Origin of the sequence: Streptomyces sp. NPDC029674, from assembly GCF_044903205.1 — a bacterium.
Taxonomy (GTDB): domain Bacteria; phylum Actinomycetota; class Actinomycetes; order Streptomycetales; family Streptomycetaceae; genus Streptomyces.
This window is the reverse complement of sequence record NZ_JBJDPY010000024.1, coordinates 68,133-92,321: the sequence shown is the minus strand read 5'-3', so window position 1 is coordinate 92,321 and position 24,189 is coordinate 68,133. Positions and strand designations below refer to the sequence as shown.

20 protein-coding genes are annotated in these 24,189 nt (G+C 70.3%); 11 read left to right on the top strand and 9 right to left on the bottom strand.

The window, feature by feature from the left end; genetic code table 11:
- The coding region (locus tag ACI2L3_RS36425; RefSeq protein ID WP_404756720.1) for a fructose-bisphosphatase class II family protein at positions 1 to 612 on the top strand (612 nt) is incomplete at its 5' end.
- 83 nt (positions 613 to 695) lie between these two features.
- Here the strand turns inward: ACI2L3_RS36425 and ACI2L3_RS36420 are convergent.
- Entirely contained in the window at positions 696 to 1,070 is a 375-nt protein-coding gene (locus ACI2L3_RS36420; RefSeq protein WP_404756719.1) for a WhiB family transcriptional regulator, read from the bottom strand.
- 128 nt (positions 1,071 to 1,198) lie between these two features.
- Positions 1,199 to 1,855, bottom strand: coding sequence for a DUF1707 domain-containing protein (locus tag ACI2L3_RS36415; RefSeq protein WP_404756718.1), 657 nt, complete (start codon positions 1,853 to 1,855; stop codon positions 1,199 to 1,201).
- A 198-nt stretch (positions 1,856 to 2,053) separates the two neighbouring features.
- On the opposite strand from ACI2L3_RS36415, the gene ACI2L3_RS36410 reads away from it, so the two are divergent.
- Positions 2,054 to 3,721, top strand: coding sequence for a fumarate hydratase (locus tag ACI2L3_RS36410; RefSeq protein WP_404756717.1), 1,668 nt, complete (start codon positions 2,054 to 2,056; stop codon positions 3,719 to 3,721).
- A 95-nt stretch (positions 3,722 to 3,816) separates the two neighbouring features.
- On the opposite strand, the gene ACI2L3_RS36405 is transcribed toward ACI2L3_RS36410, so the two are convergent.
- Positions 3,817 to 5,379: a ricin-type beta-trefoil lectin domain protein gene (locus ACI2L3_RS36405; RefSeq protein ID WP_404756716.1), complete on the bottom strand. Its 1,563-nt coding sequence runs from the start codon at positions 5,377 to 5,379 to the stop codon at positions 3,817 to 3,819.
- 123 nt (positions 5,380 to 5,502) lie between these two features.
- Between ACI2L3_RS36405 and ACI2L3_RS36400 the strand changes: the two genes are divergently transcribed.
- The 4 genes from ACI2L3_RS36400 (at position 5,503) to ACI2L3_RS36385 (ending at position 10,585) form a co-directional block, all read left to right on the top strand.
- Positions 5,503 to 6,924, top strand: coding sequence for a class II fumarate hydratase (locus tag ACI2L3_RS36400; protein ID WP_404756715.1), 1,422 nt, complete (start codon positions 5,503 to 5,505; stop codon positions 6,922 to 6,924).
- Positions 6,925 to 7,031: 107 nt separating this feature from the next.
- Complete coding sequence (locus ACI2L3_RS36395) at positions 7,032 to 7,718, top strand: DUF402 domain-containing protein (protein WP_404756714.1); 687 nt, start codon at positions 7,032 to 7,034, stop codon at positions 7,716 to 7,718.
- A 116-nt stretch (positions 7,719 to 7,834) separates the two neighbouring features.
- Entirely contained in the window at positions 7,835 to 8,476 is a 642-nt protein-coding gene (locus tag ACI2L3_RS36390; RefSeq protein ID WP_404756713.1) for a class I SAM-dependent methyltransferase, read from the top strand.
- A 63-nt stretch (positions 8,477 to 8,539) separates the two neighbouring features.
- Entirely contained in the window at positions 8,540 to 10,585 is a 2,046-nt protein-coding gene (locus ACI2L3_RS36385) for a SpoIIE family protein phosphatase (protein ID WP_404756712.1), read from the top strand.
- Between the two features lie 90 nt (positions 10,586 to 10,675).
- Here ACI2L3_RS36385 and ACI2L3_RS36380 read toward each other — a convergent pair whose 3' ends face one another.
- Positions 10,676 to 12,937, bottom strand: coding sequence for a transglycosylase domain-containing protein (locus ACI2L3_RS36380; protein ID WP_404756711.1), 2,262 nt, complete (start codon positions 12,935 to 12,937; stop codon positions 10,676 to 10,678).
- Positions 12,938 to 13,175: 238 nt separating this feature from the next.
- Between ACI2L3_RS36380 and ACI2L3_RS36375 the strand changes: the two genes are divergently transcribed.
- Genes ACI2L3_RS36375 through ACI2L3_RS36365 form a run of 3 tightly spaced genes read left to right on the top strand, consistent with a single transcriptional unit; the run spans position 13,176 to position 16,728 of the window.
- Positions 13,176 to 13,703, top strand: a complete 528-nt coding sequence (locus ACI2L3_RS36375; RefSeq protein WP_404756710.1) for a PadR family transcriptional regulator — start codon at positions 13,176 to 13,178, stop codon at positions 13,701 to 13,703.
- Positions 13,700 to 14,386 carry an ABC transporter ATP-binding protein gene (locus ACI2L3_RS36370; RefSeq protein ID WP_404756709.1) on the top strand — a complete coding sequence of 229 codons (687 nt, stop codon included), beginning with the start codon at positions 13,700 to 13,702 and terminating at the stop codon, positions 14,384 to 14,386. Before ACI2L3_RS36375 ends, ACI2L3_RS36370 begins: the two co-directional genes overlap by 4 nt.
- A complete protein-coding gene (locus ACI2L3_RS36365) occupies positions 14,383 to 16,728 on the top strand; it encodes an FtsX-like permease family protein (RefSeq protein WP_404756708.1) in 2,346 nt (781 codons plus the stop codon). Before ACI2L3_RS36370 ends, ACI2L3_RS36365 begins: the two co-directional genes overlap by 4 nt.
- Before the next feature lie 131 nt (positions 16,729 to 16,859).
- Here the strand turns inward: ACI2L3_RS36365 and ACI2L3_RS36360 are convergent, their stop codons facing one another.
- The gene (locus ACI2L3_RS36360; RefSeq protein ID WP_404756707.1) at positions 16,860 to 17,813 is read right to left on the bottom strand and encodes a LysR substrate-binding domain-containing protein; all 954 of its coding nucleotides are present in this window, start codon (positions 17,811 to 17,813) and stop codon (positions 16,860 to 16,862) included.
- A gap of 132 nt (positions 17,814 to 17,945) precedes the next feature.
- On the opposite strand from ACI2L3_RS36360, the gene ACI2L3_RS36355 reads away from it, so the two are divergent.
- Positions 17,946 to 18,500 carry a peroxiredoxin gene (locus tag ACI2L3_RS36355; RefSeq protein WP_127909977.1) on the top strand — a complete coding sequence of 185 codons (555 nt, stop codon included), beginning with the start codon at positions 17,946 to 17,948 and terminating at the stop codon, positions 18,498 to 18,500.
- Between the two features lie 15 nt (positions 18,501 to 18,515).
- Positions 18,516 to 19,046, top strand: coding sequence for an alkyl hydroperoxide reductase (locus tag ACI2L3_RS36350; protein WP_404756706.1), 531 nt, complete (start codon positions 18,516 to 18,518; stop codon positions 19,044 to 19,046).
- Positions 19,047 to 19,106: 60 nt separating this feature from the next.
- Here ACI2L3_RS36350 and ACI2L3_RS36345 read toward each other — a convergent pair whose 3' ends face one another.
- The 4 genes from ACI2L3_RS36345 to ACI2L3_RS36330 form a co-directional block, all read right to left on the bottom strand.
- Complete coding sequence (locus tag ACI2L3_RS36345; protein ID WP_404756705.1) at positions 19,107 to 20,435, bottom strand: AI-2E family transporter; 1,329 nt, start codon at positions 20,433 to 20,435, stop codon at positions 19,107 to 19,109.
- Between the two features lie 136 nt (positions 20,436 to 20,571).
- On the bottom strand, positions 20,572 to 21,318 hold the full coding sequence (locus tag ACI2L3_RS36340; protein WP_404756704.1) for a lytic transglycosylase domain-containing protein: 747 nt from the start codon (positions 21,316 to 21,318) through the stop codon (positions 20,572 to 20,574).
- A gap of 371 nt (positions 21,319 to 21,689) precedes the next feature.
- Positions 21,690 to 23,012, bottom strand: coding sequence for a PhoH family protein (locus ACI2L3_RS36335; protein ID WP_404756703.1), 1,323 nt, complete (start codon positions 23,010 to 23,012; stop codon positions 21,690 to 21,692).
- A gap of 297 nt (positions 23,013 to 23,309) precedes the next feature.
- Complete coding sequence (locus ACI2L3_RS36330) at positions 23,310 to 24,071, bottom strand: isoprenyl transferase (protein WP_398300714.1); 762 nt, start codon at positions 24,069 to 24,071, stop codon at positions 23,310 to 23,312.
- Positions 24,072 to 24,189 lie beyond the last annotated feature (118 nt).

Below are 24,189 nucleotides of genomic sequence, written 5' to 3'. Positions count from 1 at the left end.
GTCACCGGCCCCGAAGCCGCCGACTACGTCGACATCAACGCACCCGCCTCGGTCAACATCCGCCGCGTCGCCAAGGCCAAGAACTCCTCCCCCGAGGACGTCACGGTCATGATCCTGGACCGCCCCCGCCACGAGGGCATCGTCAAGGAGATCCGCGAGACCGGCGCCCGCATCAAGTTCATCTCCGACGGCGACGTCGCGGGATCGGTCATGGCCGTGCGCGAAGGCACCGGCGTCGACCTGCTCATGGGCATCGGCGGCACCCCCGAGGGCATCATCTCCGCCTGCGCCATCAAATGCCTGGGCGGCACCATCCAGGGCAAGCTGTGGCCCAAGGACGACGCCGAACGCCAGCGCGCCATCGACGCGGGCCACGACCTGGACCGCACGCTCTCCACGGACGACCTGGTCAAGGGCGACAACGTCTTCTTCGTCGCGACCGGCATCACCGACGGCGAGCTGCTCCAGGGCGTCCGCTACCGCGCGGCCACCGCCTCGACGTCGTCGCTGGTCATGCGCTCCAAGTCGGGCACCATCCGCAAGATCGACTCCGACCACCGGCTCTCGAAGCTGCGCGCCTACAGCGCCATCGACTTCGACCGGGCGAAGTAGCGCCGAGCGGCAGCCGCGGTTCATACGCCGAAGGGGGCGTCCCGTGCGGGGGACGCCCCCTTCGGCGTGAACACCGGCTTCTGCTACCCCGCGGCGGCGATGCCCGTCGCGTGAGCGGCCTTCTGCAGTTCCAGGTCCCGCCTGCGGCGCCGGGCCAGGACCACGCGGCGCTCGGCGGCGGTGAGGCCGCCCCACACGCCGTACGGCTCGGGCTGGAGGAGGGCGTGCTCGCGGCATTCGACCATCACGGGGCAGCGGGCGCAGACGCGCTTGGCCGCTTCCTCCCGGGAGAGCCGCGCCGCGGTCGGCTCCTTGGACGGGGCGAAGAACAGTCCCGCCTCGTCACGACGGCACACCGCTTCGGTGTGCCATGGGGCGTCATCGTCCCGATCTCGCACGGGCGTCCGCTGAACCGGAACGGCGGCGACCTGCAGAGACTGACGCGACGGTTGCAGCACGGGTCTACTCCTGACGACGGCTTCGCGAGCGAGAGACGATGCAGCAAGCTCTACCCGCTGTGTGCGCGCCTATGCACTGAGTTCCGATGTCCGGAAGACCGGCCTCCCCCGCCGCGGCCCGTGCGCCGTCAGCGCCCGAGGTGCTTGCGCACCTGCCGGTGCAGGTCGCGGACGAACCTGCCGCGCCTGGGCCGCGCCTCGATGCTGCCCAGGATCGCCACACCGTCCACGTAGACGACGGGGGCGTCCTGGTCCGGCGAGTCGAGCGTGTCCACCTCGAAGCTGCCGAGGACGCCGCCGCCGCTGCCGCGCAGCGACACGTTCTCCGGGACGAGGATCTCGACCGAGCCGAAGATCGCGACGGCCTTGATGACCACCTGGCGCTGCTCGAAGATCGCCTCGCTCAGGTCGATCTCGACGCTGCCGAAGACGGCGTACGCGTGCGTGCGACGGGCCACCCGCCAGCGGCCCCGGCGCGCGGAGCCGCTGAGCACCGCGACGAGGTTCTCGTCCGCGACCGGCGGGACGACCCCGGGGGACGGCCTGGCCGGCGCGGGCTCGGGCGCCCGCACCCGGGCGGCCTGCTGCTCGTGCGCCGCGGGCAGGTCGCTGATCAGCGGCTCCAGCTCGGCCGTGGTCTTGGCGCGGTAGACCCCGTCGATCCGCTCCGAGTGTTCCTCGGCGGTCAGGCGGCCCTCGGCCAGGGCATCGCGGAGGATGTCCGCCGTGCGGTCCCGGTCGGCGTCGGATGCGCGGAGCACTGGAGGCTGCTTTTGGAGGTCCACGGGAGCAGCGTACCCAAACGCGATAGATCGCGACTAGGGGTTGCGCCCGTCTGTATCGCGACTGTCGCCGGGCCCGTGCGCCGTCGCCGGGCTACTGAGCCTTACCTCACAGGAACGGTTCACCGGGCGCGTTCTACGCTGGTTGGCGCGTCGCCAATGGAGGCCGCGCCGCTGTCTGCCGAGTGAGGAATGGCCGTAATGCCAGAGTTTGAGTACTCCGATCTGCTCCCGCTGGGAGAGGACACCACCCCGTACCGGCTGGTGACCTCCGAGGGTGTCTCCACCTTCGAGGCCGACGGGCGGACGTTCCTCAAGGTCGACCCGGAGGCGCTGCGCAAGCTCGCCGCCGAGGCGATCCACGACATCCAGCACTACCTGCGGCCCGCGCACCTGGCGCAGCTGCGGCGCATCATCGACGACCCCGAGGCGTCGTCCAACGACAAGTTCGTGGCGCTTGACCTGCTGAAGAACGCGAACATCGCGGCGGCGGGCGTGCTCCCCATGTGCCAGGACACCGGTACCGCCATCGTCATGGGCAAGCGCGGGCAGAACGTCCTCACCGAAGGTGAGGACGAGAAGGCGCTCTCCAAGGGCATCTACGACGCGTACACGAAGCTGAACCTGCGCTACTCGCAGATGGCTCCGCTCACCATGTGGGAGGAGAAGAACACCGGCTCCAACCTCCCGGCGCAGATCGAGCTGTACGCGACGGACGGCGGCGCCTACAAGTTCCTCTTCATGGCCAAGGGCGGCGGCTCGGCGAACAAGTCGTTCCTCTACCAGGAGACGAAGGCCGTCCTGAACGAGGCTTCGATGATGAAGTTCCTCGAAGAGAAGATCCGCTCGCTCGGTACCGCCGCGTGCCCGCCGTACCACCTGGCGATCGTCGTCGGCGGCACCAGCGCCGAGTTCGCCCTGAAGACCGCGAAGTACGCCTCCGCGCACTACCTGGACGAGCTGCCCGCCGAGGGTTCGCCGACCGGGCACGGCTTCCGGGACAAGGAGCTCGAGGAGAAGGTCTTCGAGCTGACGCAGAAGATCGGGATCGGCGCGCAGTTCGGCGGCAAGTACTTCTGCCACGACGTGCGCGTGGTGCGCCTGCCGCGGCACGGCGCCTCGCTGCCCGTCGCGATCGCCGTCTCCTGCTCGGCGGACCGCCAGGCCACCGCGAAGATCACCGCCGAGGGCGTCTTCCTGGAGCAGCTGGAGACGGACCCGGCGCGCTTCCTGCCGGAGACCACCGACGAGCACCTCGATGAAGCCGCCGACGTCGTGAAGATCGACCTCAACCAGCCGATGGACGACATCCTCGCCGAGCTCACCAAGCACCCGGTGAAGACCCGCCTCTCGCTCACAGGACCCCTCGTCGTGGCCCGCGACATCGCGCACGCCAAGATCAAGGAGCGGCTCGACGCGGGCGAGGAGATGCCGCAGTATCTGAAGGACCACCCGGTGTACTACGCCGGTCCGGCGAAGACCCCCGAGGGTTACGCGTCCGGCTCCTTCGGCCCGACGACGGCCGGCCGCATGGACTCCTATGTGGAGCAGTTCCAGGCGGCGGGCGGCTCCAAGGTGATGCTCGCCAAGGGCAACCGCTCCAAGCAGGTCACCGACGCGTGTGACGCGCACGGCGGCTTCTACCTCGGCTCCATCGGCGGCCCGGCCGCGCGGCTGGCCCAGGACTGCATCAAGAAGGTCGAGGTCGTCGAGTACGAGGAGCTCGGCATGGAGGCGGTCTGGAAGATCGAGGTCGAGGACTTCCCGGCCTTCATCGTCGTCGACGACAAGGGCAACGACTTCTTCCAGAACCCGGCCCCCGAGCCGACGTTCACGCACATTCCGGTGCGGGGTCCGGGCCTGGCGTAGCACCGGTGCGGGGTGCGCCCCGTCAGGGGCGCGGGGAACTGCGCGACCAGCCACAGCGCACCCGCGGAGGCAGTCCGCGCAGTTCCCCACAGGTCCTAGGCGAACCGCTGGTTCGCCGCGCCCGTGCACTTCTGGAGCCGCACCGGCTCCTTGCCCCCCGCGAGGGTCAGACACATCTCACTCGCGGCAGCGGGCCGCACCGTCCCGGCCTCCCGGACGAACTTCTGGTTGCCGCCGCCGTGGCAGTTCCACAGCGTCACGGCGGTGCCCTCCTTGTACGAGCCGTCGGGCACGTCCACACAGCGGTCCTGGGTCAGCCCGGTGTGCAGGGATCCGCGCGCGTCGTCGTACCACCAGGTCTGGTTGCGGTTGCCGGTGCACTCCCAGCCCTGGACCTTCGTGCCGTTGCGCGACGCCGACGCGTCGACGTCCAGGCATGTGCCGGTGCCCTCGTTCTTGAGGGGCTTGAAAACGTCGTCCCAGGCCAGCTCGTACAGCTTCGGGCTGCCCGTGCTCGCCGGGTCGGCGCAACTGGCCTCACGCTTGCCGGAGTTCTGGATCTGGGTGAGGCAGGACGCGAAGGCGGCGTGGCCGCGGGCGTTCGGGTGGAACGACTGGCGCACCGAGTTGGAGTCCGGCGGGAACGGGTTGGACACGTCCACGTAGAGGCCGCGCGCCCAGGTGTCCTCCATGCAGACCTCGTGGCCGTGGAAGAGGCGCGAGTTGTCGAGGTAGGTCGCGCCCGCGTTCCGCGCGGCCCTGCGCATGCCGGTCTCGAAGGCGGGCACCGCGTAGTTGCGGCCCCATTCGGTGTCGGAGTCGTAGCCGAGTCCGCCGCAGGCCAGTTTGCCGGGGAACTTGGGGTTGTCGCGGAAGTCCGGTCCTATCGGGCTCGGGTAGCCCATGGCGACGAGCTTGTAGTCGCCCTCCTGGTAGCCGGCGTCCCTCATGACGGTCTTCAGGTCGCGGATGGACTGCTCGACCTTGGGCACGAGGGCGTCCACGCGCGCCTGCCAGCCGTCGTTGTACTTGCCGGCGCAGGGGCCCTGGAGGAGCAGGTAGCGGGTGACGCAGTCCGTCATCACGGGGGCGAACTGGAGGTCGTCGTTGGCGCCGATGACGAGCAGGACCGTCTTGATCCTCGTGTTGCGCGCCTTGATGGCGAGGCTGTCGCTCTGCACCAGCTCGTCGGCGTACTGCTTCTGGCCGCCGATGCGGATGTTGACGGTCTGCGCGCCCGAACACGCGACGTTGTACGTCACGTCGGCCGGGATGCCGGTGCGGTGGATGGCGGCGTCCGGCGAGCGGTGGCACCAGTTGTCGGGGCCGTCCGTGCCCGGTTCGTACGTGCCGACGCCCTCGCCGGAGATCTCGCTGTCGCCGAGCGATATCAGGCCGGTCTTGCGGTCGGCCATCGGGCGCTCGGCCGGGCTGCCGTACAGCTTGGTGGCCTCCGCCGCCCGGATCTTCTCCAGCTCGGGCGGCAGCGGCGTGGCACGCGGGGCGGCAGCGGCCGCCTTCGCGTCGCTCCCGTCCGCCGCCTGCGCGGGCACGGCGGCCCCCGTGCCGAGCATCGCCGTCATCGCGACGGCCGCCGCGAACGAACCTCGCAGGCGCCCCCGGCCGCTGCCTCGGCCACTGCGTCTGATGCGCTTCATTGCGCCTCCCCGGTGTGGTGTTACCCAGGGTTTTTACTGGTGGGTAGCAGGCTTGGGAATACCTGGAACAAGACAAGTGCTCAACTTTTCACGGGGTTTGAGCGGAGAGGTAGGTTCGAGAGCATGACCAGCGACGCCAGCGACGCCAACGACGACCGCACCGGCGAGTACCGGATCGAGCACGACTCCATGGGCGAGGTGCGGGTCCCCGCACACGCCAAGTGGCGTGCCCAGACCCAGCGCGCGGTGGAGAACTTCCCCGTCTCCGGGCAGGTCCTGGAGCGCGCCCACATCGCCGCCCTCGCCCAGATCAAGGCGGCCGCCGCCAAGGTCAACGCGGAGCTCGGGGTCCTCGACAAGGACGTCGCCGGGGCGATCGCGGACGCGGCGGCCGAGGTGACCGACGGGCGCTGGGACGACCACTTCCCCGTCGACGTCTTCCAGACCGGCTCCGGCACGTCGTCCAACATGAACACCAACGAGGTCCTGGCCACGCTCGCGACGGAACGGCTCGGCCGGGACGTCCACCCCAACGACCACGTCAACGCGTCGCAGTCCTCCAACGACGTCTTCCCGTCCTCGATCCACATCGCGGCGACGGGCGCGGTCAGCAACGACCTGATCCCCGCCCTGGAGCACCTCGCCACCGCCCTGGAGCGCAAGGCCGAGGAGTTCGCGGACGTCGTGAAGTCCGGGCGCACGCACCTCATGGACGCGACGCCGGTGACGCTCGGCCAGGAGTTCGGCGGATACGCGGCGCAGGTGCGGTACGGCGTCGAGCGGCTCCGCGCCTCGCTCCCCCGGCTCGCCGAACTCCCCCTCGGCGGCACCGCCGTGGGCACCGGCATCAACACGCCGCCCGGCTTCTCCGCGGCCGTCATCGCCGAGGTCGCGCGCGCCACAGGCCTGCCGCTGACCGAGGCGCGCGACCACTTCGAGGCGCAGGGCGCGCGGGACGGCATCGTCGAGACGAGCGGGCAGCTGCGGACGATCGGCGTCGGCCTGACGAAGATCGCGAACGATCTGCGGTGGATGGCGTCGGGCCCGCGCACCGGCCTCGCCGAGATCAACCTGCCGGACCTCCAGCCCGGCTCGTCCATCATGCCCGGCAAGGTGAACCCGGTCATCCCGGAGGCCGCGCTGATGGTCGCCGCGCAGGTCACCGGCAACGACGCGACGGTCGCGGCGGCGGGCGCGGCGGGCAACTTCGAGCTGAACGTCATGCTTCCGGTGATCGCCAAGAACGTCCTGGAGTCCATCCGGCTCCTCGCCAACGTGTCCCGGCTGCTCGCCGACCGGACCGTCGACGGGATCACCGCCAACCGCGAGCGGGCGCGCGAGTACGCCGAGTCGTCGCCGTCCGTCGTGACGCCGCTGAACAAGTACATCGGGTACGAGGAGGCGGCGAAGGTCGCGAAGCGGTCGTTGGCGGAGCGGAAGACTATTCGCGAGGTCGTCCTTGAGGCCGGGTATGTCGACCAGGGCAAGCTCTCCCTGGAGCAGCTGGAAGAGGCGCTGGACGTGCTCCGCATGACGCATCCCTGATCAGCGCCCCACGCGACGCCGCCCGGCACCGTGGGCTGTGCCCACCCGTGCCGCCCTGCGGCACGTTTGCCCACAGCGCTTGCAGGGGCGGCGTCTAGTATCTGTGCATGACAGACCTCGACGGGAAGACGGCGGCCGGTGGCGGGGTGGTGCGGTGGGCGCCCGGGGACCACATCCTGTGGCGGTACCGGGAGAACTCCGGTCATCGGGTCCACATCTGCCGCCCCGTCACCGTCGTGCGGGACACCGACGAGCTGCTCGCCGTCTGGATGGCGCCCGGCACCGAATGCGTGCGGCCGGTGATCGCCGACGGGACGCCGCTGCACCGCGAGCCGCTCGCCACCCGCTACACCAAGCCGCGCGTCGTCCGCAGGGACCGCTGGTCCGGCACCGGCATCCTCAAGCTCGCGCGGCCCGGCGACCCCTGGTCGGTCTGGCTGTTCTGGGACCCGGGATGGACGTTCAAGAACTGGTACGTGAACCTGGAGGAGCCGCGCGCCCGCTGGGCCGGCGGCGTCGACTCCGAGGATCACTTTCTGGACATCTCCGTGCGCCCGGACCGCAGCTGGCGCTGGCACGACGAGGACGAGTTCGCACAGGCCCGCAGGGTGGGCCTGATGGACGCGGAGAAGGCCGCTGACGTACGCGCCGCGGGCCGGGCCGCGCTCGACGTGATCGCCGACTGGGGGGCGCCGTTTTCGGACGGCTGGCAGCACTGGCGTCCCGATCCGTCCTGGGTCGTACCGGCCCTTCCGGATGACTGGGACCGTACGCCCGCGCATGTGTCGTCATGAGACCCTTGATGCGCCCCCGTGGTTCAAACGTAGGATCGTCCTCCGCAAGGGCGCACAGCAGTAACTCCGTGGGTCTGCGCGGTGCCTGACAGGAAGTCATCGAGGGGCGGCAGAACGTGAGCGAGGACCGCAGGGGCCAGGCCGAGGCCTTTGACGCCATCGGGCAGCAGTACGACGCGGCCTTCCCGCACAAGGAGGGCCAGCTGGCCGCGGGCCGCCGCCTCGCCGCGGCGCTCGCACCCGGCTCCCGGGTCCTCGACGTGGGCTGCGGCACCGGCCTGCCGACCGCCCGGCAGCTGGCTGAATCCGGCCACTCGGTGCTCGGCACGGACATCTCGGCGGGCATGCTGGAGCTGGCGGGAAAGAACGTCCCGGCGGCCGAGTTCCGGCAAGTCGACATCGCCGACCTGCGGGCCGAGGGCCCGGGCGGAGTCGGCCGGTTCGACGCCGTCGCGTGCTTCTTCGCCCTCCTCATGCTGCCGCGCGCCGAGATCCCCGAGGCGCTGCGGCTGCTGCACGGGCTGCTGCTGCCGGGAGGCCTGATGGAGCTGTCCATGGTCGAGGCCGACCTGGACGACGCGGCGATTCCGTTCCTGGGGCACACGATCCGGGTATCGGGTTACCTGCGGGACGAACTGCGGCAGGTCGTACGTGACGCGGGCTTCGAGATCACCGGCGAGGACACGTACTCGTACGCCCCCGCGAGCACCGACGCCCCACCCGAGCACCAGATCTTCCTGCACTGCCGACGCGGCTGAGCAACGTGCAACGCTGGACGGCGCGCACGCCCGCGCAGCCCCGGACGGACGGATTCGAAACGCGTGACGGAGCACCTCACCCCCCACGAGGGTCGCAAGGCACCAGCTGCCCGGCCGACCGCCCCCGCGGATCCCCGCGGGGCGCTGCTGCGTTCCCCCGAGCCCATGGGTGACGCGTCCTCGGGCGCCCACGTGCCGCCGTCCGGCGAGCACTCCCAGCCCTCGGCCGCCGAACCCGACCCGCACCGGCCGCGCCCCGCGCCCGAGGGCGGCGTGCCGACGCAGCCGGGCCCCGCGCCGGCCGGGCCCACCGGCCCGCCGGACGGCGAGGAGCGGCGCTCCGGGCAGCCGCGGCCCGCGGGCTCCGGCCCGGTGGCGATGCGGCGCGACGGTGACCGGCTGCGCTTCGTGGGCGCCGCGACCCGGCGCATCGCGCGCGGCATCGACCTCGACGAGATCGTGATGGGTCTGTGCCGGGCGACGGTGCCGACGTTCTCCGACGCGATCCTGGTCTATCTGCGCGACCCGCTGCCCGTCGGCGACGAGCGGCCCACCGGCCCGCTGGTCCTCCGGCTGCGCCGCTCCGACCGGCTGCGCTCCATCGAGGAGGGCGCCGAGGACCCGGACACCGAGAGCGGCGGCACCACGCTGCCCGCGCTCCAGGTGGTGCAGAACGACATCACCGACGTGATGGGCAGCGCCGAGCTGTGCGAGGTGCGGCCGGGCGGCGCGCTCGCCGAGGTCCTTCGCGGGGTGCGGCCCGTCTTCGCGGACTCGGCCGCCGCCCAGGCCGCGCTGCCCGAACTGCTCGGCGAGGGGCGCACCCTGCCGGGCGGGCAGCGGGGCATCCTCGCGCCGCTGCGGGGCCGCCGCCGGGTGATCGGCGCGGCCGTGTTCCTGCGCCGCCCCGACCGGCCCGCGTTCGAGGCGGACGACCTCCTCGTCGCCGCGCAGCTGGCCACGCACAGCGCGCTCGGCATCGACAAGGCCGTCCTGTACGGCCGCGAGGCGTACATCGCCGACGAACTGCAGCGCACCATGCTGCCCGAGACGCTGCCCCGCCCGACCGGCGTGCGGCTCGCCTCGCGCTACCTCCCGGCGGCGGAGACCGCCCGGGTCGGCGGTGACTGGTACGACGCGATCCCGCTGCCCGGCAGCCGCGTCGCGCTGGTCGTGGGCGACGTCATGGGGCACTCCATGACCTCGGCGGCGATCATGGGCCAGCTGCGGACGACCGCGCAGACCCTCGCCGGGCTCGACCTGCCGCCCCAGGAGGTCCTGCACCACCTCGACGAGCAGGCCCAGCGGCTCGGCTCCGACCGCATGGCGACCTGCCTGTACGCGGTGTACGACCCGGTCTCGCACCGCATCACCATCGCCAACGCCGGCCACCCGCCGCCCGTCCTGCTCCACCTGGGCGGCCGCGCCGAGGTGCTCCGGGTGCCGCCGGGCGCCCCCATCGGCGTGGGCGGCGTCGACTTCGAGGCCGTGGAGCTGGACGCCCCCGCGGGCGCGACGCTGCTCCTCTACACGGACGGCCTCGTCGAGTCCCGCCTGCGCGACGTGTGGACCGGCATAGAGCAACTGCGCGAACGGCTCGCCGCCACCGCCCAGTTGACGGGCCCCGACCACCCGCCGCCCCTGGAGGCGCTCTGCGACGAGGTGCTCGACATGCTCGGCCCGGGCGACCGGGACGACGACATCGCGCTGCTCGCCGCCCGCTTCGACGGGATCGCGCCGAGCGACGTCGCGTACTGGTTCCTTGAACCGGAGAACGCGACGCCGTCCCGCGCCCGCCGCCTCGCCCGCAGCGCGCTGGTGCGCTGGGGCCTGGAAGAGATGACCGACTCGGTGGAGCTCCTCGTCAGCGAGGTCGTGACGAACGCCGTGCGGTACGCGTCCCGGCCGATCACGCTCCGGCTGCTCCGCACCGACGTGCTGCGCTGCGAGGTCGGCGACGACGTGCCGCAACTGCCCCGCCTGCGCAACGCCCGCGCCACGGACGAGGGCGGCCGCGGCCTGTACCTGGTCAACAAGATGGCGCGGCGCTGGGGCGCCACGCGGCTGAGCACGGGCAAGGTCGTCTGGTTCGAGCTGAACCGGAACTGAGCCCCGACGCTCGTACACACGAGAGGCGCCCCGGACCGTGTCGGTCCGGGGCGCCTCTCGTGCACGCGGGTGCATGCGGGTGTACGTGGGTCAGTCCCTGCCGGGCCTGCCGTCCTCCGGATCCTCGGGGATCGTGATGGAGCTCGACGGGTCCGGCTCGTCCGTCGGCGTCGGAGTCGTCTTGGTCGGCGTGGGAGTCGGCGTCGGCGTCGTCGACGACTCCGACGGGCTCGGCGTCTTCGACGGCTTCTTCGTCGGCTCGTCGTCGTCCTCGGGCTCGCTCGGCGTGCTCGACGGCTCCTTCGGGGCCTTCGACGTCGGGTCGGGGACCGGCGCGATGGCCGCGCCCATGTTCGTGTCGAGGTCGAACGAGCTGGGGGAGCCCATGGCGTCGAAGGTGTAGGCCGCCCAGATGTCGGCGGGGAAGCTGCCGCCGTCGACGCGCGCACGGCCGCCGGCGCCCTTCATCGACACCTGGTTGCCCTGCTCCTTGGTGCCGACCGCCCCCTCGCCGAAGAGGCCCACCGAGGTGACGAGCTTGGGCGTGTAGCCGGTGAACCAGGCCGACTTGTTGTCGTCGGAAGTACCGGTCTTGCCGGCCACGTCCTGCACCGGGTGGCGCACCGCGCCGCCCGTGCCGTCGTCGACCACGCCGGTCAGGACCGAGGTGACCGAGTCGGCGGTGCCGCGCTGGACGACCTGGTCGCCGATCGGGTCCGGCAGGTCGACCGTGCGGTCCTTGTGCTCGATGGAGCCGACCAGGGCCGGGGTGACCTTCTTGCCGTGGTTGTCGAGGGTGGCGTAGACGCCGGCCATCTCCAGCGGGCTCGCGCCCATGGAGCCGAGGGTCTGGGCGGGCACGGCGGGCAGTCCCTTGACGTCCATGCCGAGCTCACCCGCCGTCTCCATGACCTTGGGCATGCCCACGTCCACGCCCATCTGCGCGAAGACGGAGTTGACGGACTTGTTCATCGCCTTCTGGACGGTGACGGGTCCGTAGTCGACGTCGTCCTCGTTGGGCGGCGCGAAGGCGACGTCGCCGCCCTTGACCGGCCGCTTACTGGTGCCGTCGTAGACGGTGCTCGCGGTGATCGGCAGGCCTTCCTGCGTCCTGGCGCCGTTCTCCAGGGCCGCGGCGAGAATCAGCGGCTTGAAGGTGGAGGCCGACTGGTAGTCGCGGCGGGTGGCGTTGTTCGTGTAGTGCTTCACGTAGTCCACGCCGCCGTACATGGCGAGGACCTTGCCCGTCTTGGGGTCGACGGATGCGGCGCCCGCCTGCACCCGCGCGTCCGCCTTGTTGTTCTTGCGGTCGAGCCGGTCGTTCAGCTTCTTGTCGACGGCCTTCTCGAGCTGCTTCTGCTTCTTGGGGTCGATGTTCAGCGTGATCGTGTAACCGCCGGCCGCGAACTCGGCCTCGCTGAGGCCGCTGTTGCGCAGGACCTCCCGCTTGGCCTCCTCCACGAGGTAGCCGATCTGGCCCTCACGGCCGGGCGGCGCCTTGGGGTCGTCCGGCACGGGGAACTTCATCCCCTCGCGCTTGCCGGAGTCCAGCCAGCCCTCCTCGACCATGTTGTCGAGGACGTAGTTCCAGCGGGCCTTGACGAGCTTCCTGCCGGTCGGGCTCGCGGCCTGCCAGTCGTACTGACTGGGGGCCTGGAGCAGGGCGGCGAGGTAGGCGCCCTGGTCGACCTTCAGCTTCTTGGCGTCGACGCCGTAGTAGGCCTGGGCGGCGGCCTGGATGCCGTAGGCGTCGCGGCCGTAGTAGCTGGTGTTGATGTAGCCCGCGAGGATGTCGTCCTTGCTCTTCTCGCGGTCCACCTTCAGCGAGATGACCAGTTCCTTCAGCTTGCGGCTGACCGTCTGGTCCTGCGTGAGGTAGTAGTTCTTCACGTACTGCTGGGTGATCGTCGAGCCACCCTGCTTGCCCTTGCCGGTCAGCGTGTTGAGGACGCCGCGCGCCGTGCCCTTGAAGTCGACGCCCTGGTCCTTGTAGAAGGACTTGTTCTCGGCGGCGACGAAGGTCTTCTGGACCTCCTCGGGCACCTTGTCGAGGTCGACGATCTCGCGGTTGACCTTGCCGTCCCTCGCCAGGATCGTCCCGTCGCTGTACTTGTAGACGTTGCTCTGCCTCTTCGCCGCGGCATTTCCCTCGGGTATGTCGATCACCAGGTAGAGCACGACGAAGGCGCCCATGCCGAGCAGGATGAACCCGAAGAACGTCCCCAGGATCTTCTTCCAGGTGAAAAAGCGGCGTATGCCGGTGCGCTTGGGCTTGCCCCCGCCGGACGGGCGCCCGCGCGCTGCCCGGCGGGCACCGCGCTGCCGCGCTTGTCGTTCTTCGGCTCGGCCCATGACTGAGAGTGCTCCGCTTCCGTCTAGTCCACATGCGTACGTCGAGTCAGCTCATGAAGCTAACACCGCACCCTGGGACAAACTCCTGCCGATCCGGTCTTTTGCGGACGTGACAATGAGCACCTGCCCCTTAGGAACCGACGTCCACGGACCCCGGATGGTTGCCCACGTGTCGCACAAATGACCTCTGCACTGGGCGTATACACCGCACGTATACACACCGTGTACAGTGCTCCGCATGTCCATTGGCCACACCCTTCTGGGACTTCTGGAGTCCGGCCCCCGGCACGGCTACGACCTCAAGCGCGCCTTCGACGAGAAGTTCGGGCACGACAAGCCCCTGCACTACGGGCAGGTCTACTCGACCATGTCCCGCCTGCTGAAGAACGGCCTCGTCGAGGTCGACGGCATAGAGGCGGGCGGCGGCCCGGAGCGCAAGCGCTACGCGATCACCGAGGCCGGCATCACCGATGTCCAGCGGTGGCTCGCCACCCCGGAGAAGCCGGAGCCCTACCTCCAGTCGACCCTCTACACCAAGGTCGTCCTCGCGCTCCTCACCGACCGCGACGCCGCCGAACTCCTCGACGTACAGCGCGCCGAACACCTGCGCCTGATGCGCATCCTCACCGACCGCAAGCGCAAGGGCGACCTCGCCGACCAGCTCATCTGCGACCACGCGCTGTTCCACCTCGAAGCCGATCTGCGCTGGCTCGAACTGACCGCCGCGCGTCTCGGCAGGCTCGCCCAGGAGGTGCGCTCCGCATGACCCCCGCAGGTTCCCTTCTCGTGGCCCACGGACTCCGCAAGGCGTACGGCCCGACCACCGCGCTCGACGGCGCGGGCTTCTCCATCCACCCCGGCGAGGTCGTCGCCGTCATGGGTCCCTCCGGCTCCGGAAAGTCGACCCTGCTGCACTGTCTCGCCGGGATCGTCCGCCCCGACGAGGGCTCCATCACGTACGACGGCCGCTCGCTGACCGGACTCTCGGACGCCGAGCTGAGCGAGCTGCGCCGCACCGAGTTCGGCTTCGTCTTCCAGTTCGGCCAGCTCGTCCCCGAGCTCACCTGCGTCGAGAACGTCGCGCTCCCGCTCCGGCTGAACGGCGCGAAGCGCAAGGCCGCCGAGGCCACCGCCCGCTCCTGGATGGAGCGCCTGGAGGTCGACGACGTCGCCGCCAAGCGCCCCGGCGAGGTCTCCGGCGGTCAGGGCCAACGCGTCGCCGTGGCCCGCGCGCTCGCCACAGGACCGCGCGTGATCTTCGCCGACGAGCCGACCGGCGCCCTCGACTCGCTCAACGGCGAGCGCGTCATGGAACTCCTCACCGACGCGGCCCGCTCGTCCAACGCCGCCGTCGTCCTCGTCACCCACGAGACCCGCGTCGCCGCCTACTCCGACCGCGAGATCGTCGTGCGCGACGGCAAGTCCCGCGACATGGAGCGGATCGTATGAGTGCCTGGATCCGTGACCTGGGCATGGGCATACGGTTCGCGGCGGGCGGCGGCCGCGAGGGCTGGACCCGTACGATCCTCACCGCCGTCGGCGTCGGCCTCGGCGTCGCCCTGCTGCTCGGCGCGGCCTCGGTGCCGAACATGCTGCAGAACCGCGACGACCGGTCGGTCGCCCGCACGCCGCACGCCTCGATGGACGGCAAGCCGCCGCAGGCCGACGACACGACGATCATGGTGCGCGACACCGGCACCGAGTTCCACGGCCGCACCGCGACCGGCAGGTTCCTGAAGGCCGACGGCGACCACCCGGTGCTGCCGCCGGGGCTCGACAGGATGCCGCGCCCCGGCGAGATGGTCGTCTCACCCGCCCTGCGCGACCTGCTCGACGACCCCGCGAACGCCCTCCTCAAGGAGCGTTTCAGCAAGTACCGCCAGGTCGGCACCGTCGGCGAGGCGGGACTCATGTCACCGCTCGAGCTCTACTACTACGTGGGCGCCGACCCGCTCACCTCCGCGCAGGGCGCCCACCGCGTCGCACGCTTCGGCCAGGACGACTCCCTTCCCCTCGACCCGTTCCTGATGGCGCTCGTCGTGCTGATCTGCGTCGTCCTGCTCACCCCGGTGGCGATCTTCATCGGCACCGCGGTCCGGTTCGGCGGCGACCGGCGCGACCGGCGGCTCGCCGCGCTCCGCCTGGTCGGCGCGAGCGCCCGCTCGGTGCGCAGGATCGCCGCGGGCGAGGCCCTGTTCGGGGCGCTCCTCGGGCTCGCCGCGGGCGGTGTCCTCTTCCTGCTCCTGCGCCAGCTCGTGGGCGTCGTCGACCTGACGAACGTCAGCGCCTACCCGTCGGACCTCGCGCCGGAGCCTGCACTGCTCGCACTGGTCGCGGTGGCCGTGCCGGTCTCGGCGGTCCTGGTGACGCTGATTTCACTGCGCTCCGTCGCCATCGAGCCGCTCGGCGTGGTCAGGGGCGGCAAGCAGCGCAAGCGCCGTCTGTGGTGGCGGGTGGTCCTGCCGGCCGCCGGCATCGCCATCCTGCTCCTCTCCGGCCGCATCGACGCCGACATGGGCAACGAAGCCGTCAACGTGACGGCGATCGCGGTGGGTTCGGCGCTCGCCCTGATCGGGCTCAGCGCGCTGCTTCCCTGGCTCGTCGAGGCGGTCGTGGGACGGCTGCGCGGCGGCCCCGTGCCCTGGCAGCTCGCCGTCCGCAGGCTGCAGCTGACGTCGGGCACGGCGTCCCGCGCGGTCAGCGGGATCACCGTCGCGGTGGCCGGCGCGGTGGCGCTGCAGATGATGTTCGCGTCCATGCACGACGAGTTCAACCAGCTCACCGGGCAGGACCCGAAGCGCGCCCAGCTGACGGTCCGCAGCATGACCGGCAGCGGCCCCCTCGCCCAGCGGATGATCGACGACTTCGCCGGGACCGAGGGCGTCACCAAGGTCATCGGCACCGTGCAGGCGTACGTCACCCGGCCCGGCGGCGGGAAGGAGAACGGCATCACGCCGACCACGGAGCTGACCATCGGCACCTGCGCGACCCTGCGCGAGCTCGCCGATCTCGGCTCCTGCAAGGACGGCGACACCTTCGTCTCGCACACGGGCAGCCGGGAACAGAACGACTGGGTCGACACGACCGCACGCCCCGGCAAGCCGGTCAACGTCGGCCCCGACCCCGACTTCGACAAGGACGCGAAGCCGGTCCTGTGGACGCTGCCGAAGGACTCACGCACCGTCAAGGCCCGGCCCAACCCGTCCGGCACGAGGTTCGACGGCATCCTCGCCACGCCCGCCGCGGTCGACATCAAGATGCTGGACGACGCGAGTACGACCTCCTGGGTCAAGCTGGACCCGAGGACGCCGGACGCCGAGGAGCACGTACGCAACGCGGCGGCCCGCATCAGCCCCTTCCTGGGCGTGGACTCGATCAAGGCGGTCGACCGCGACAAGCAGTACGCGTCGATCGCGCGCGGCCTGCAGATCGGCGCGAGCGTCACGATGGCGCTGATCGCCGCGTCCATGCTGGTGTCGATGATCGAGCAACTCCGCGAACGCAAGCGCCTGCTGGCCGCCCTCACCGCGTTCGGCACGCGCCGCTCGTCGATGGCGTGGTCACTGCTGTGGCAGACAGCTATCCCGGTCGCCCTGGGCCTGGCCCTGGCCATCGCCGGCGGCCTGGGCCTCGGCGTGGTCATGACCCGCATGATCGGCAAGAGCGTCACCGACTGGTGGTCGTTCGCCCCCCTGACGGGCGCGGGCGCGGCGATGGTGGCGGCGGTAACCCTCTTGAGCCTGCCACCCCTACGCCGCATGATGCGCCCGGACGGCCTCCGCACGGAGTAACTCCCGTCCGGGTGTGCCCCTCAGGAGCGCGGGGAGGCTCTGAGGGGCGCCGGGGGGCTTTTAGGGGCGCGGGGCTGTCACATATGCGGCTCCGCCGCGTGGGCGCGACCAGCCCCCACCGGCCGGCAGAATCACACCACCCGCACCGGAAGAGGCCGCACCGCCTCCTGCAAGGCGGAGGCCAACTCCTCGTACTCGGCGGCCCGCGCCGCCCCCGCCCGCATCGCGAGAGCGATCCTCCGGGTCGGCGCCGGATCCGCGAAGTACCCGGTCAGCAGCTGATTGCTGCGGGTCGTCTCGACCCGCACAGCCGTGCGGGGCAGCAGGGTCACCCCGAGCCCGCCCGCGACCAGCTGCACAAGGGTCGACAGCCCGGCGGCGGTCGTCGTGACGGGCGCGTCCGCACGCCCCGCCTCCCGGCAGATGTCGAGGGCCTGATCGCGCAGACAGTGGCCCTCGTCCAGAAGCAGCAGGTTCAGCTCCTTCAGCGCCTCGCGGGGGATGCCCTCACGGCCGCCGAGCCAGTGATCGAGGGGCGTGACGAGCACGAAGTCCTCGTCGAAGAGGGGGAGTTCCGTGACGCCCGGCACCCCGAGTGGCACCGCGAGCAGCAGCAGGTCGAGCCGTCCGGCCGTGAGCCCCTCGATGAGCGAGGAGGTCTGCTCCTCGTGGACCTGGAGGTCGAGGTCCGGATACTTCTCGTGGACGAGGGTGATCACCGTCGGCAGCAGGTACGGCGCCACGGTCGGGATCACCCCGAGCCGCAGCGCCCCGGTGAACGGCGCCTTGACGGCGTCGGCCTCCTCCAGGAGCGCCTCGACCTCGCCGAGGACGGCGCTGACCCGCGAGGAGAGCCGCTCGCCGGCGGGCGAGAGCAGCACCTTGCGCGTGGTGCGCTCCAGGAGCTGGACACCCAGTGCCTCCTCCAGGGCCGCGACGGCTCCGGAGAGGGCGGGCTGGCTCATTCCGATCGCCGCGGCGGCATCGCGGAAGTGCAGATGCTCGGCCACGGCGGCGAAGGCGCGGAGCTGCGCCAGGCTGGGCTGTCTGCCACTGGGCTGCTTGCCCCTATTTATGGCTCGCACTGATAACCGCCTCCGATCAACACGACCCACTCTAGCTATTTCCCTAATCAATGCACCCTGTGCCACCATCGAGTTCAGTCCAACCCCACAGGAAACTCCCCAAAAGGGATTTCTTCGCTGCAAGGAGTATGTGTGCTCACTGTCGGTGACAAGTTCCCCGAGTTCGACCTGACCGCCTGCGTCTCCCTGGAGAAGGGCGCGGAGTTCGAGCAGATCAACCACAAGACCTACGAGGGCAAGTGGAAGATCGTCTTCGCGTGGCCCAAGGACTTCACCTTCGTGTGCCCGACCGAGATCGCGGCCTTCGGCAAGCTGAACGACGAGTTCGCCGACCGTGACGCCCAGATCCTCGGCTTCTCCGGCGACTCCGAGTTCGTGCACCACGCCTGGCGCAAGGACCACCCGGACCTGACGGACCTGCCCTTCCCGATGCTGGCCGACTCGAAGCACGAGCTCATGCGTGCCCTCGGCATCGAGGGCGAGGACGGCTTCGCGCAGCGCGCCGTCTTCATCGTCGACCAGAACAACGAGATCCAGTTCACGATGGTGACCGCCGGTTCCGTGGGCCGTAACCCCAAGGAGGTCCTCCGGGTCCTCGACGCCCTGCAGACCGACGAGCTCTGCCCCTGCAACTGGAGCAAGGGCGACGAGACCCTCGACCCGGTCGCGCTCCTCTCGGGCGAGTGAACGGAGACTGCTGACATGGCTCTCGACGAACTGAAGTCCGCCGTTCCGGACTACGCCAAGGACCTGAAGCTGAACCTCGGCTCGGTCATCGGCAACAGCGACCTGCCGCAGCAGCAGCTGTGGGGCACCGTGCTGGCCTGCGCCATCGCGTCGCGCTCCCCGCAGGTGCTGCGCGAGCTGGAGCCCGAGGCGAAGGCGAACCTCTCCCCCGAGGCGTACACGGCCGCCAAGTCGGCCGCCGCCGTCATGGCGATGAACAACGTCTTCTACCGCACGCGTCACCTGCTCTCCGACCCGGAGTACGGGACGATGCGCGCCGGTCTGCGGATGAACGTCATCGGCAACCCGGGCGTGGAGAAGGTCGACTTCGAGCTGTGGTCCCTCGCGGTCTCCGCGATCAACGGCTGCGGCCAGTGCCTGGACTCGCACGAGCAGGTCCTGCGAAAGGCCGGTGTCGACCGCGAGACGATCCAGGAGGCGTTCAAGATCGCCGCTGTGATCCAGGCCGTCGGCGTCACGCTGGACTCCGAGGCGCACCTCGCGTAACCCCATACAGGAGCGGGGCCCAGAACCACAGGTTCTGGGCCCCGCTTCCGTATGTACGGCTCACTGCTGCGGCGGCTCCGCCGCGGCGGCGTCCGTCGCCGTCGCCCCCCGCGGCTGCGGCGCCTGCTTGAGGGCCGCCTCACGGGAGTACGCCCGCAGATAGCCGACGACCGTGTTCGTGACGGCCACCAGCGGCACCGCCACGACCGCCCCGCCGATCCCGGCGACCATGCCGCCCGCGGCGACCGAGAGGATCACCGCAAGCGGATGCACCCGCACCGCGCGGCCGAGGATGAACGGCTGCAGGATGTGCCCCTCGATCTGCTGCACGGCGAGGACCACCGCCAGCGCCATCACGGCCGTGAACACGCCCTGCGTGACCAGGGCGACGACCACCGCGAGGGCGCCGGAGACCACGGCGCCGACCAGCGGCACGAACGAGGCCAGGAAGATGATGACGGCGAGCGGCACCGCCATCGGCACCCCGAGGAAGTAGATGCCGAGGCCGATGAAGATGGCGTCGATCATGGCCACTATCACCGTGCCGCGCACGTAGGCGGTGAGCGTGCGCCAGGCCCGCGGTCCCGCGCCGGCGATGCCGGGGCGCGCCTGGGCGGGCACCAGCTTCAGGAACCACTGCCAGATGCGCTTGCCGTCGTAGAGCAGGAAGAGCGTCGAGAACATCGCGAGCAGGATGCCGGTCAGCGTCTCGACGATGACCGTGACGCCTTCGAGGCCCGCGGAGGTGAGCTCCTCCGTGTTGGCGCCGACCGCGTCGCGCAGGCTCTTGGCGATGTCGTTGATCTGGTCCTCGGTCACGTGGAAGGGGCTGTTCAGCAGCCACTTGCGCAGGTCCTCGATGCCGTCCTGGACCTGCCGCGACAGTTCGTCGGCGTTCTCCATGACCTGCCAGACCACGAACCAGCCGACCAGGCCCATGATGACGAAGCCGAGGATCGCGGTGACGGCGGTGGCGAGACCGCGCGGCAGGCCGAGGTTCCTGAGCCGGGCCACCGTGGGCTGCAGCAGCGCGGTGATCAGCAGGGCCGCCACGAAGGCGAGCACCACCAGCTGCACCGCGCTGATGACCTTCATCAGGACCCAGAGGGTGCCCGCGAGGACGAGGAGGCGCCAGCCGGCCTCGGCCGCGACCCGCATCCCCCACGGCACGGCCGCCGCGGGATCGGGTCTGGGCGCCACCGCGGGCGCGTAGTCGGGCGGCGGGGGCACGTACTCCTGTTCGTGCTCGCCGGTGATGACGTCACCCGGCTCGCCGGTCTCGGGGTCGGTGTCCCGGTCGGCGTTCTTCTCGCGCCGCTCGTTCAACCGCTCGCCCACCCCGCTCAGTCCGGCACCGAGCCGGTCGAACCATCCTGGCACTCGCGACATGATCCGTCCTCTTCCCCCGTCTTTCCCCACCACTCCCCCCTGGAGTTGTCCGCACCGACCGTACACGGATGAGGCCCCCCACCGTAGGACGGTGAGGGGCCTCACGAAGTTGAGCGCGGCACGGCCTGACAGCGGCCTAGTACCAGTTGTTCGCCTGCCAGAAACTCCAGGCACCGCACGGGCTTCCGTAGCGGTCGTTCATGTAGTTCAGGCCCCACTTGATCTGCGTGGCCGGGTTGGTCTGCCAGTCGGCGCCCGCCGAGGCCATCTTGGAACCGGGCAGCGCCTGGACGAGGCCGTAGGCACCCGAAGAGGCGTTCTGCGCCTTGTAGTTCCACGTGGACTCGTGGTTGACGATGTTGCTGAAGCACTGGAACTGGTCGCCGGGGACCATCTGCCGTGCCATCGCCTGGACCTGAGCGACCGTGTAAGAGCTCTGGGGCGTGAAGCTGGAGGCGTCGCGGGCGGAGGAGCGGCTGGCCTTGGACTCGGCCTTCTCCTCACGCTCCTTCTTCTCGGCGGCCTTCTTGGCCGCCTCCGCCTTCTCGGCCTTCTCCGCGGCCTTCTGCTTCTCGATCGCCGAGGCGGCGGCCTGCTTGCGGGCCTCCTCCGCGGCGGTCTTCTTCGCCGCGGTGTCGGCGGCCATGGCCTGCGCGTCGGCCTGCTGCGTCAGGGACGCGGTCTGGACCTGGGCCTGCTGACCCGCGGGTATGTCTGCGAGGAGCGTCGCGTCGCTTGCCGCTGCCTCGATGTCGTTCGTGTTCGAGGACTGGGTGTCGCCCGAGGCGACACCCACGACAGCGCCGACGGTGGTGACCGCGGTGGCAGAAGCCACGGCGAATCCCCGGACCGAAATCCGGCTCACACGGTTTCCTTCCAGCATCGCCCGCATAGGTGACCTCGCGGACGCAATCGTGCCCCTGGCGCTGGCCTCCGCTTGCGATCGGTCACGGGAGGCACGGACCCGGTGGACAACTCCCGTGCGGGGAGCGCCGCGTGGTGCTCGGGCGGCATGCGACGGTCACTATGAAGTTCTGTTGTCTCGTACCGCTGGGGGTACACGTGTGTCGCATGCGGGGCCTGACAGGACTGAGACTCTGCCCCAGCTCGACGCCGCAAGGCAATTCTCCGTTGCGTGGGAAAGCTCACACCCCGTTTGCCCCAGGAGTTTTACGGAAACAGGCACACGCGAAGACGCCGCCCGGCTAGGCTCGCTCGCTTCGCCGGACGGCGCCAACCACCGTGCATACCGCGTCAGATGTGGCCGTCCTCCAGCATTTCGGTCACCAGCGCCGCGATCTGCGAACGCTCCGAGCGGGTGAGCGTGACGTGCGCGAAGAGCGGATGGCCCTTCAGCTTCTCGACGACGGCGACCACTCCGTCGTACCGCCCCACGCGGAGGTTGTCGCGCTGGGCCACGTCATGGGTCAGGACGACACGGGAGTTCGCCCCGATCCTGGACAGAACGGTCAAGAGGACGTTCCGCTCCAGGGATTGCGCCTCGTCCACGATCACGAACGCGTCGTGCAGCGACCGCCCCCGGATGTGGGTGAGCGGCAGCACTTCGAGCATCCCGCGCGCGGTGACCTCCTCGATGACCTCCTTGCCGGCCACCGAACCGAGCGTGTCGAAGACCGCCTGCGCCCAGGGGCCCATCTTCTCGGCCTCGGTGCCGGGCAGATAGCCGAGCTCCTGCCCGCCCACCGCGTACAACGGCCGGAAGACCATCACCTTCTGATGCTGCCTGCGCTCCAGGACGGCCTCCAGGCCCGCGCAGAGCGCCAGCGCCGACTTGCCGGTGCCGGCGCGGCCGCCCATCGACACGATGCCGACGTCCGGGTCGAGGAGCAGGTCGAGCGCGACCCGCTGCTCGGCGCTGCGGCCCTTGAGGCCGAACGCCTCGCGGTCGCCGCGGACGAGCCGCACGTTGCCGTCGGCCGTGACGCGGCCCAGGGCCTTGCCCTTCTCCGACTGGATGGTGAGGCCCGTGTGCACGGGCAGGTCGGCCGCCTCCGGTACGTAGAGATGGTCCTCCTCGAAGAGGAGGTCCACCTGCTCTCCGGAGAGGGTCAGTTCCGACATGCCGGTCCAGCCGGAGTCCGTGATGGCAAGCTCTGCCCGGTACTCCTCGGCGAGCAGCCCCACCGACGAGGCCTTGATCCTGAGCGGGAGGTCCTTGGACACGACGGTGACGTCGTACCCCTCCGCCTGGAGATTGCGTGCTACGGCGAGAATCCGAGAGTCGTTGTCCCCCAACCGGTAGCCGGCCGGGAGCACGCCGGGATCGGAGTGGTTGAGCTCGACGCGCAGCGAGCCGCCCAGGTCCCCGATCGGAATCGGGGCGTCCAGGCGGCCGTGCCGGATACGGAAGTCGTCCAGCAGGCGCAGCGCCTGCCGGGCGAAGTAGCCGAGCTCCGGATGGTGCCGCTTGGCCTCCAGCTCCGTCACCACGACGACGGGCAGCACGACTTCGTGCTCGTCGAAGCGGGTCAGGGCGTTCGGGTCGGCCAGCAGGACGCTGGTGTCGAGAACATAGGTGCGCCTGTCGGGCATGCGGCGCTTTGTGCTGGTCACCACGGAAGGACGTACCCCCTCGGATGAGGTCGGGGAGCGACGGGAGGGTGCTGGACCGGGCACGGGCCACGATGCGTGGGCCGAGCGCCGGCCCTCCACGTCGCCCGTGTTCCGCACACGGTCGTCCTGGTGCAAAGGGCCTCCCGGGCGGACGGCCCGATGCCGTCCGCTGAGATACGACATCCGTGAATCGGACGTCGACCTGCCAGGGTTATTCCCTCGAACAAGCGCAGCCATGCCAGGGCATATGACGACGCGTTGGTTAACTCCGGGTTACCCCGACCTCAGGGGTGGAGCCGGTCAACCGCCGTAACGGCGGTGGCGGGCCGCGTAATCACGCAGCGCACGCAGGAAGTCGACCTTCCGGAAAGCCGGCCAGAAGACTTCGCAGAAGTAGTACTCGGAGTGAGCGGACTGCCAGAGCATGAAGCCGGACAGGCGCTGTTCACCACTCGTACGGATCACCAGATCGGGGTCCGGCTGGCCGCTGGTGTAGAGGTGCTTGGAGATCTGGTCGATGTCGACGCTCTCCGCGGCCTCCTCCAGGCTCGCGCCGTTGGCCGCGTGCTCCAGGAGCAGCGAGCGGACGGCGTCGGCGATCTCCTGGCGGCCGCCGTAGCCGACGGCGACGTTGACCAGTATTCCCTTGTTGTGGTGGGTCGCCTCCTCGGCTTCCTTCATCACCATCTGGGTGTGGGCCGGCAGCAGGTCGAGCGCGCCGACGTGGTGCACACGCCAGCGGCCGTCCGCGACGAGCGAGCGGACGGTGGCCTCGATGATGCCCAGGAGCGGCTTCAGCTCGTCGTCGGGGCGGTCGAAGTTGTCCGTCGAGAGCATCCACAGCGTGACGACCTCGACGTCCGTCTCGGCGCACCAGCCGAGGAACTCCTCGATCTTGTGTGCGCCCGCCTGGTGGCCCTGTGCGGTGGTCCCGCCCGCAGCCTTCGCCCAGCGGCGGTTGCCGTCCAGGATGACCCCGATGTGCTTGGGCACCTGGTCGTGGTCGAGGCGGCCTTCCACCCGGCGTGCGTAAAGTCCGTACACCAGGTCGCGCAGGTTCACGTGTGTCAGCCTCCAGCAGACAGCAGATGGCGTTCTCGAGGGGTGCGCACAGAGCAACCCCAAGGGCGACACCCTACCGCCGCTCGAGCGTCCCTCCACAGTCGGGGCGCAGGCTGCT

Bases quoted from the DNA above. Each gene is read 5' to 3' on its own strand.
- ACI2L3_RS36370 (WP_404756709.1), top strand. From the start codon at position 13,700: ATGACCCCCGCAGGTTCCCTTCTCGTGGCCCACGGACTCCGCAAGGCG.
- ACI2L3_RS36380 (WP_404756711.1), bottom strand. From the start codon at position 12,937: ATGGGCCGAGCCGAAGAACGACAAGCGCGGCAGCGCGGTGCCCGCCGG.
- ACI2L3_RS36395 (WP_404756714.1), top strand. From the start codon at position 7,032: ATGACAGACCTCGACGGGAAGACGGCGGCCGGTGGCGGGGTGGTGCGG.
- ACI2L3_RS36345 (WP_404756705.1), bottom strand. From the start codon at position 20,435: ATGTCGCGAGTGCCAGGATGGTTCGACCGGCTCGGTGCCGGACTGAGC.
- ACI2L3_RS36350 (WP_404756706.1), top strand. From the start codon at position 18,516: ATGGCTCTCGACGAACTGAAGTCCGCCGTTCCGGACTACGCCAAGGAC.
- ACI2L3_RS36365 (WP_404756708.1), top strand. From the start codon at position 14,383: ATGAGTGCCTGGATCCGTGACCTGGGCATGGGCATACGGTTCGCGGCG.
- ACI2L3_RS36340 (WP_404756704.1), bottom strand. From the start codon at position 21,318: ATGCTGGAAGGAAACCGTGTGAGCCGGATTTCGGTCCGGGGATTCGCC.
- ACI2L3_RS36405 (WP_404756716.1), bottom strand. From the start codon at position 5,379: ATGAAGCGCATCAGACGCAGTGGCCGAGGCAGCGGCCGGGGGCGCCTG.
- ACI2L3_RS36400 (WP_404756715.1), top strand. From the start codon at position 5,503: ATGACCAGCGACGCCAGCGACGCCAACGACGACCGCACCGGCGAGTAC.
- ACI2L3_RS36410 (WP_404756717.1), top strand. From the start codon at position 2,054: ATGCCAGAGTTTGAGTACTCCGATCTGCTCCCGCTGGGAGAGGACACC.
- ACI2L3_RS36375 (WP_404756710.1), top strand. From the start codon at position 13,176: ATGTCCATTGGCCACACCCTTCTGGGACTTCTGGAGTCCGGCCCCCGG.